At 59.3% G+C, this 8,282-nt stretch carries 7 protein-coding genes and 1 pseudogene; 5 read left to right on the forward strand and 3 right to left on the reverse strand.

Annotated elements, in window-relative coordinates:
* Positions 1–194: 194 nt before the first annotated feature.
* From JWR14_RS26580 to JWR14_RS26590, 3 genes and pseudogenes are all read right to left on the reverse strand, one after another.
* Entirely contained in the window at positions 195–581 is a 387-nt protein-coding gene (locus JWR14_RS26580) for an ester cyclase (RefSeq protein WP_299714540.1), read from the reverse strand.
* Positions 582–610: 29 nt separating this feature from the next.
* Positions 611–850, reverse strand: a pseudogene (locus tag JWR14_RS26585) (LysR substrate-binding domain-containing protein); the annotation flags it as partial.
* 82 nt (positions 851–932) lie between these two features.
* Positions 933–2,357, reverse strand: a complete 1,425-nt coding sequence (locus tag JWR14_RS26590; RefSeq protein WP_299714543.1) for a PLP-dependent aminotransferase family protein — start codon at positions 2,355–2,357, stop codon at positions 933–935.
* A 406-nt stretch (positions 2,358–2,763) separates the two neighbouring features.
* On the opposite strand from JWR14_RS26590, the gene JWR14_RS26595 reads away from it, so the two are divergent.
* From JWR14_RS26595 to JWR14_RS26615, 5 genes are all read left to right on the forward strand, one after another.
* Positions 2,764–3,996, forward strand: coding sequence for an FAD-binding oxidoreductase (locus tag JWR14_RS26595; RefSeq protein WP_299714546.1), 1,233 nt, complete (start codon positions 2,764–2,766; stop codon positions 3,994–3,996).
* 37 nt (positions 3,997–4,033) lie between these two features.
* Positions 4,034–5,182, forward strand: a complete 1,149-nt coding sequence (locus JWR14_RS26600) for a branched-chain amino acid ABC transporter substrate-binding protein (RefSeq protein ID WP_299714548.1) — start codon at positions 4,034–4,036, stop codon at positions 5,180–5,182.
* Positions 5,183–5,370: 188 nt separating this feature from the next.
* Positions 5,371–5,697: a hypothetical protein gene (locus tag JWR14_RS26605; protein WP_299714551.1), complete on the forward strand. Its 327-nt coding sequence runs from the start codon at positions 5,371–5,373 to the stop codon at positions 5,695–5,697.
* 31 nt (positions 5,698–5,728) lie between these two features.
* Positions 5,729–6,109 carry a VOC family protein gene (locus JWR14_RS26610; RefSeq protein ID WP_299714554.1) on the forward strand — a complete coding sequence of 127 codons (381 nt, stop codon included), beginning with the start codon at positions 5,729–5,731 and terminating at the stop codon, positions 6,107–6,109.
* Positions 6,110–7,395: 1,286 nt separating this feature from the next.
* Complete coding sequence (locus JWR14_RS26615; protein ID WP_299714557.1) at positions 7,396–8,073, forward strand: VOC family protein; 678 nt, start codon at positions 7,396–7,398, stop codon at positions 8,071–8,073.
* The last annotated feature ends 209 nt before the right edge of the window (positions 8,074–8,282 follow it).

The raw sequence follows: 8,282 nt of genomic DNA on the forward strand, positions 1-8,282 counted from the left end.
ATTGTTCGGCTTCGCTCAACGTCAACTCCACCTTCGGTCGTCCCATTGGCATGTTGGTATCTCCAGTTCCGTTGATACCAACATCCTACGCAAACATAGTTCAGTTAACAACGGAACAGCACACTAGTTGATCTATAGCAATGTACGGGGGGCGTCGAATTACGGAAGCCTGTCGCCTTCGGTAATCTATCGCGCTAAAGCTGAGCTTCAATAGCCGCCTTATCTATCACTGACCATACTTGCTCGATCTTTCCTTCCCGAAATTGATAGAACACATTTTCTGTGAAGGAAACCTTCTTTCCGTTCACCGGGAGGCCAAGGAAATTTCCCTTCGGGGTACAGATGAATTCCAACCGGCTCGCGACACAAGACGAATCGGAAATCAGCAGATGAATGTTGAAATGCAGGTCGGGAATTTCACTAAAGTCTCTCTCCAGCATCGCGCGATAACCTGATAAACCAATCCGCTGGTCGTTGTAGTACACGTCGTCATGAACAAACTGTCCCAGTTGCGGCCAGTCCTGCTTGTTCAGGCACGCAATGTAGCCTCGGTATACGTTGGAGAGGTCGATTTTATTCATGGCAATTGCCCTGTCCTTTTAAAAGTTCCTTACTCCAAAATAGCACGAGTTGAAATTCGCCACCTGCCGCTCACATCGTCCTGCCAAGACCTGTAGCGCAACGCTTCAACCAGCACAGCCAGGGCTCGCGAAGACTGGCGACGGCTTGGGTAGTAAAGGTGATAGCCCGGAAAGACCGGACACCAGTCCTTGAGCACCGGCTTGAGTCGTCCATCGGCAACATACGGCTGCGACAGATCTTCCGGAATATAAGCAAGGCCACCACCGGCAAAGCGGACTCGGCGAAGCGAGCGTCCGGCATCTGAGCGCGCGGAGCATGCACTTCGTGCCCGCCACGCGAACCTAGCGCCGTCAGATCGTGCCGAACAAAGCTCGCGGCCGGTCGCGCAGCGTTTGCGCAATAATCTGCAACGCACCCGCCAGCTGCTCACGCGACGTTGCGCACGCAAGGTTGATCCGCACGCCATGCTCGATTGTCGAGCGGTCCACAGCGAACGCCGATGCAGGCATGACATTGACACCGCGAGCGAGCGCATTCGCCGCGAAATCGTCGGAGCGCCATGGCGCCGGCACGCGCATCCAGACGAACATACATGCCGGGTCGCTATTCAGGTGTTCTTTCGGCAAGAGATCGCGTGCCAGCTCCTGCCGCGCAGCCAACTCGGTGCGCTGTGCATCCAGAATGATCCTGGCCGTGCCATCCTCGATCCACCGGGTAGTGATGAGCGTTGACAGCGGCGCGGGCATCCACGCGGTGGTGCGCACGGCCTCGGCCGCGAGCGCCGCGCCGTTAGGCGGTGTGAGCACGTAGCCCACACGCAGTCCCGGCGCCAGGGTCTTCGACGTCGACGCAACATGGAACGTGAGCTCCGGACAAAGACTCGCGATGGTCGGCAAACGCGTGCTCACCAGCGGCCCATAAACGTCATCTTCGATAATCGCGATGTGATGCCGGCGCGCGATCTCGACCAGCGCTGTGCGCCGCGCGAGGGTCATGGTGACCACGGTCGGGTTTTGCAGATTCGGCACGGTAAAGATCGCCTTCACCCGCATGCGCCGGCATGCCTCTTCGAGCTGGTCCGGCAGCAAACCCTCGTGATCGCTCGGAATACCAACGAGTTCAAACTGGAAGACCGGCGCGAGCGCCTTCAGCCCGTAGTAAGTTAACTGGTCCGAGAGGATCACGCCGTCGTGTCCCATCAGACTGCTTAGGACCGCATACAAACCGTGCTGCGCACCACTTGTAACGACTACGTTGTCCGGCGTGGGTGTGAATCCGGGCGCAGCCATCCAACGCGCCCCCGCTGCGCGTGCCCAGTCAGGCCCTTGCGGCGGCTGATATTCCTGCGTCTCCGGAAAACGCGAATCACGCGCAACGCTTGCCATCGTCCGCGCGAGCTGCGTCAGGAATTCTCCGGTGGCGGGACGGTTAACGGTCAGGTCTATCACGGCATTCAAAGCGGTTTCGCCGTTCTTGCCGCGTGCCGACGCGGCGTGGACTGAAGGCATCGCGCCGCCCGTCACGATCGAGCCGCGACGCTTGCTCGCCACGATCAGTCCGCGTGCCTGCAATTCCTTGTATGCCCGCGAAACGGTCGACACATTGATGCCAAGTTCCACTGCCAGGTCGCGTTGCGGCGGCAACCGGCTACCGGGCGGATACAGCCCGTTGCGCACCTTTTCTTCCAACGCGCGCGAAACCTCGAGATAGGTGGCCTCGCGCCGCTTTGTCTGAAGGTTATCACCCGTTTTTGTGTGGTTTTGTTCGATCTTCATCCAACCAATATCTCCATACAAAAACGCATTGAATCGATGTATCCGACGCTTCTTGAACCGTGGGCTGCAAGCTTTGACATAACAGGCGCCTTTTAAGCACCTGTAGCGTACTAGCATTCGTGAACACGCAACATAAAAATCCGCGCAGAGTCAGGGAAAATCCCTAAGTCCACACAAAGACAAAATAATTGCACACAAAAAAACTTTGTGTGAGCATGCATTCATCGTTTGTGTGTCGACGGACCGCCGGCACGATCCCGAACTGTATTACAGGAGGAGACACGCATGGCATATCAACCTCCATCGACGCACACAGCGCCTTCAACACGCGCCCAGACCGCGCACGGCCGGCGGGCAATGGCACCAGCGCCCACTCCTTTTGCGCGCTCACGCACTGGAAGAAATAATGGCTGACGTCGCTGTTCTGGGCTCGGGTTTCATCGGCTTGTCGTGCGCCTACTGGCTGATCCGCGACGGGCATCGTGTGGCGCTCTTCGACCCACAGGGCCCGGGCGAAGCGACGTCGTACGGCAATGCCGGCACCTTCGCGAACTATGGATGCATTCCGGTCAACAACCCGGATGTGTTTCGTAATCTGCCGCGCTTTTTGTTTTCGTCGACAAGTCCGATGCGGATTCGCTGGGCTTACATGCCGCAACTTGCGCCGTGGCTCGCGCGTTTCATGCTGAGCGCGACGCAGAGCCGCTACGAACACAGCGCCCGCGCGCTGGCGAGCATCTTGTCGCGTGCGTTCGAAGGTTACCGGGAGATGCTGGCCACCAGCACGCTTGCGAGCTTCGTGCGCCAGCGTGAATGCCTGTACCTTTACTCGAACTCCGCATCGTTCAAGGCGGCACAAACTTCGCTCGACTTGCGCCGCTCGCTCGGCGTGGAATTCGACACGGTCGATCGCGACGGCATCCGTCAACTCGAACCGAATCTCGCGCCAATCTTCGCGCACGGCACGATGTTCAACGGCAGCTGGTTTCTCAGCGACCCACGCGGTTTTCTACAGGCGTTGCATGCGTCAATGGTGACGCAAGGTCTTGAGCACGACCGCATCGCAATCAATATCATCGAGCCGCAACACAACGGTGTGCGTCTCATCGATGAAGCCGGCCGCACGCATGGCGCCGAACACGTGATCGTCTGCACCGGTGCATTGTCGAAACGATTTGCCCGGCAATGCGGCGATCGCGTTCCGCTCGACACGGAGCGCGGTTATCACGTGCGCTTTCCCGGCACTTCAGGTCTGCTCTCCCGCCCTTGCGGCTGGGCCGAGCGCGGCTTCTACATGACGCCGATGACGGGCGGCATCCGCGCCGCCGGCACGGTCGAACTCGGCGGTTACGGACCGCGGAAAAACCCGGCGCTCCTGGACCTGATAACCACTTCCGCGCAACAAGCGCTGCCCGGCCTGCCTCAACCCGACAGCACCTGGCTCGGCTTCCGGCCAAGCCTGCCGGACGGCTTGCCAGTGATTGGGCGATCAAGCGCTTCTCCACGTGTGGTCTATGCGTTTGGGCACCAGCATCTCGGCGTCACGTTAGGTGGCGTAACGGGCAGTGTAGTGGCCGACCTCGTAGCGGGCCGCACTCCTCTGCTCGACCTGAACCCTTATCGCCCAAGTCGTTTTTAACCACCGCAGCAGTCTCCATGAGACGAGGACTGACATCATGAAACGTCGAAACCTGGTTGTCGCAATTGCACTTGGGATCATAGGCGCGCAGGTGCCTTCATACGGAGCGGAACTGGAGGTGGTCAAGATCGGCTTTGCGGGTCCGCTAACGGGGCCGGTCGCGCGCGTGGGCAAGGACTTGCAGTACGGTGCGCAACTTGCGCTCGACGAAGAGAATGCGAAGAATCCAACCGTCGATGGCAAGCCGGTTAAATTTGTCCTGGACGTGCTGGACGATCAGGCAGATCCGCGCTTTGCGATCCAGGCCGCTCAGAAGCTGGTCGACGATGGCGTTGTAGGCGTGATTGGTCACTACAACTCGGGATGCAGCATTCCGGCATCGGCGGTCTACCATCAGGCCGACGTCGCCATGATCACGCCGGGTTCGACCAATCCTCAACTGACGAAGCAAGGCTTCAAGAACGTGTTCCGCACGATGGGCCACGATGGTATTGGCGGCGTGGTCGCGGGTCACTTCGTGGTCGAGCAAATCAAGGCGAAGCGAATCGGCATCATCGACGATCGCACGGCGTTCGGACAGGGCTTGGCCGATGCCTTCGAGAAAGGCGTAAAGGAAGCGAATGGCAACATTGTCGACCGCGAGTTCACGAACGACAAAGCTGTCGACTTTCGCGCTGTCCTGACCACGTTAAAGAGCAAGAACGTCGACGTGATCTTCTTTGGCGGCCTGGATGAGCAAGGGGCAATGCTGATCAAACAGATGCGTTCGCTCGGGATGCAGACCCAGCTCTTTGGCGCGGGTGCGCTCAAGAGCAACGCGTTCCTGCAGATCGCAGGACCTGCCGGCGAAGGCACGCAGGATCTGGAACCGGGTCCGGCGCTCGACAAGTTGCCCGCAGCCCAGGACTTCGGCAAGCGATACAAGGCCCGATTCAATCAGGATGTCGAACTGTATGCACCGTTTGCATACGACGCCGCGCTCGCGATGATAAAGGCCATTGAGAGCGCCAATTCGCTCGATCGGAAGAAGATTACCGACAGCCTCGCGAAGGTCACAGTCACCGGCATCACTGGCAAGATTGCGTTCGATCCATACGGCGACCTGATCAAACCGCCCTATACGCTGTTCCAGGTTCAGCAGGGGCAATGGAAGAGCCTGCGAACCGTGGGCGGGAGCGGCGTTTAGCTGAGCCGCGGACGCGGGCGTCGCTGAAAATAACACGCACGATGACACCCGCCCTAAACCACCGGCCACACGGTGCCGCAAAGCGCGGCGCGTCCCTTTTTCCACATCCGTCCAAACCCCGGATGGATTCAAAGCAAGACTAGGAGTAACGTTATTCGCAGACGCGAATAAATATGAGGGAGGACGCTATGTCCGATGAAGCTGCTCCATGGCTCGTCTTCGAATACGAAGGCTTCGACATCCACGTCTTGCCCCAGTTGAAGTTGAAGCCGATGCCTGCACACGCGGCGCCGCAAGTGAGCGACCGTTATGTCTACATCGGCTTTATTTGCCGTCACGGCGCGCACGCAGGGGTGCTGGGCGAAGCCCTCCCGTTCCACGCCGACGGTGACGACGAATTCAAGAGCGTGGACGACGCCGTGCAGGAAGCGCGGCACATAGGGCGAAGCATTATCGACGGCACGCATCCGGATATATCCGTCTTACCGCTCATCTCGCATCATCATCCGGGCTAATGCCGGCATTGGTTATGGAGCACACTTGTCGATGAACTTGCCCCCTGCCGGAACCGAACCGCTGATTGAAGGCTTGAGCGCCATCACGTTCTCCACGCGCGACATGCAGAGCGCCGTGCGCTTTTACCAGGCCCTAGGGTTCCCGCTATTGCACGGCGGCGAGAACGAACCGTTTACTTCATTCGCTGCGGGCGGGTCGTTTCTCAACCTGACCGTGGAGACGCGTGGTCCAGTCAACTGGTGGGGCCGGGTGATCATCTATGTGTCAAACGTCGATGCGATGTACCACAAGGCGCTCGCAGCCGGGTTCACACCGGCGTTCACGCCGCGCGATGCGCCTTGGAACGAACGGTATTTCCATATCGTGGACCCGGACGGGCACGAACTCAGCTTCGCCCGGCCATTGAGTTGAACGCGCGATGTTAACCGTGTGATGTCGCGCACGGGGACACGGCGCGTTGACGGTTGTCGAAGCCCAGGCGTAGGCGGGAGAATGGGGCGTGTCGGCACCGTATGTGGCTGGATCTCCACAAAGATAATCTCATCGAGCCCCAAGCCCCTGCGGCTCAATCGCGAGCAGATTTGTAAAGCATGTTTCGCTGATCGGATGACGACTCTCAATTCGTCTCGTCCGCGAGCGGCTCATGACTCTCAATTCGTCTCGTCCGCGAGCGGCGCATTCTGGACCCTGTGTCTCGATTGACGATTTCATGTATGAGTCACCCGACAGTGCTTGCCGGAAGAGATTTGTCACGAGAAACGTGCGCCAGCGCAATGACTCGCGTTGCACGTTAGGTCAAATGGCAGTTGCTGATAGTTGGCCAAAATCTCCAACTAGCAAAGGAGGCATCTGTGGCATAAGCTAAATCTGCGAAGCGTCCAATCGCCAGCGACACGTTTTGACGACAGAGCCGGTCCAGATGCTCATCGCAAAAAACGACCAGCTCGGCGCTGATGTTTTTCCGCTCCAGACAGGCGAGGCATTTGCATCAATCCCCGTTGGGGATGTTCGCCCCGGCAGCCAGATTACCTGGTATTACTCTGGCCCAGCCGGAGCGACGATGACGCTTTCGTTGAATCGCATTCCAAATAGCGGAGGACACATTCACGCCAGTGGCCCGACCGGTTCGCTGAGTCGCACCTCAATTATTTTGGGGCCGAAGTACCCCCAGAACGAACCCGTGGTCTTCACCGCCCCCGACGCGGCAGGAACGATTGAGATCACCGGCGTCGCCTCAAAAGGGGGAAGTACTACCGGCCAGAACCGAGTCCATATACCGGGTTTTACGACGCTCGCAGGTGGTGTTGGTCTCACATTAACCGGCGGAAAGCCCAAGCATCCTGGCAATCATTTCGGTTTGCCAGCATTAGTGCAAATAAATCAGCAACTGGGAGCGCAGTTTCACGCGAAATTTGGCAAAAATCTGTTCGTTAACGACGGCGTCGGTCGACGAAACGATGGACTCCATCGAGGCGGACGAGGGGCGGAATGCGGCGATGGAGTCGGAATGGATGAAAGGGCCCAAGCGATAGAGCCGCGAGCACCAGGGCCTGCTTCGTGGCAACGCCGCATGCGGGAGATTGCGATGAGATCCTCGCCGGTGCGGCGAGTGTGGTCTCCTATCCGGTTCCCTTCGCCAAGTGTTGTTGTCGTCAATCCCAAAGGCCGCGTTGCGGCCCAAGCAATCGGAGGTTCACATGAGCAGCGCTGCAGTCGAGACCCCGGACGTGCGGGGCGTGGATATGAAGCTCGAGATCGTCGTCATCCCTGTTTCGGACGTTGATCGCGCCAAGCGTTTTTACGGCGGCCTGGGGTGGAGACTTGACGCCGACTACGCCTCCGATGATGGCTACTTCCGCGTAATCCAGTTCACGCCGCCAGGTTCCGGGTGCTCGGTCATCTTCGGCAAGAACGTCACCGCGGCCACACCCGGCTCCGCCCAGGGACTGTACCTGATCGTCTCCGATGTCGAGGCGGCTCGCCAGGAACTGCTGGGACGTGGGGTAGAGATCAGCGAAGTGTTCCACGACGCCGCTGGCGCGTACACCGGCTCGGATGAACCATATCTGTTCGGACGGGTCCGGGTTAGCGGTCCGGACCCCGAGCATCGCAGCTACCGCTCGTTCGCCTCGTTCAGCGATCCGGACGGCAATGGCTGGCTGTTCCAGGAACTCACCCACCGAGCGCCCGGTCGCGTGGACACAGACGCCACGACCTTCACCTCGTCAGCAGATCTCGCGGCGGCGCTCCGGCGGGCGGGGGCCGCGCACGGCGAGCACGAGAAGCGGACCGGCGGCCAACGCGATGAGAATTGGCCGGACTGGTATGCGGAGTACATGGTTAGTGAGCAGGGAGGCAAGGACCTGCCCTTGTGAGCTGGCGGTTCTGACGATCGCTGTCGCAATCGCGGTGGTCGAAACCTCACCTCCGCGATTGCGAGAAAGGGTCTTGGACTGGCCAATACGACCAATCCCTGGAACGGGAGAACACCCATGACTAGTGATTTCGACGCAATCCCTGTTTATCGATCCGCCGCTCGGCCGCGTCGGCATCACTGAGACCGAGGCACGGGCGAGCGGCCAAC

Origin of the sequence: Caballeronia sp. (assembly GCF_028292365.1) — a bacterium.
In the GTDB taxonomy this organism is placed as follows: Bacteria; Pseudomonadota; Gammaproteobacteria; order Burkholderiales; family Burkholderiaceae; genus Caballeronia.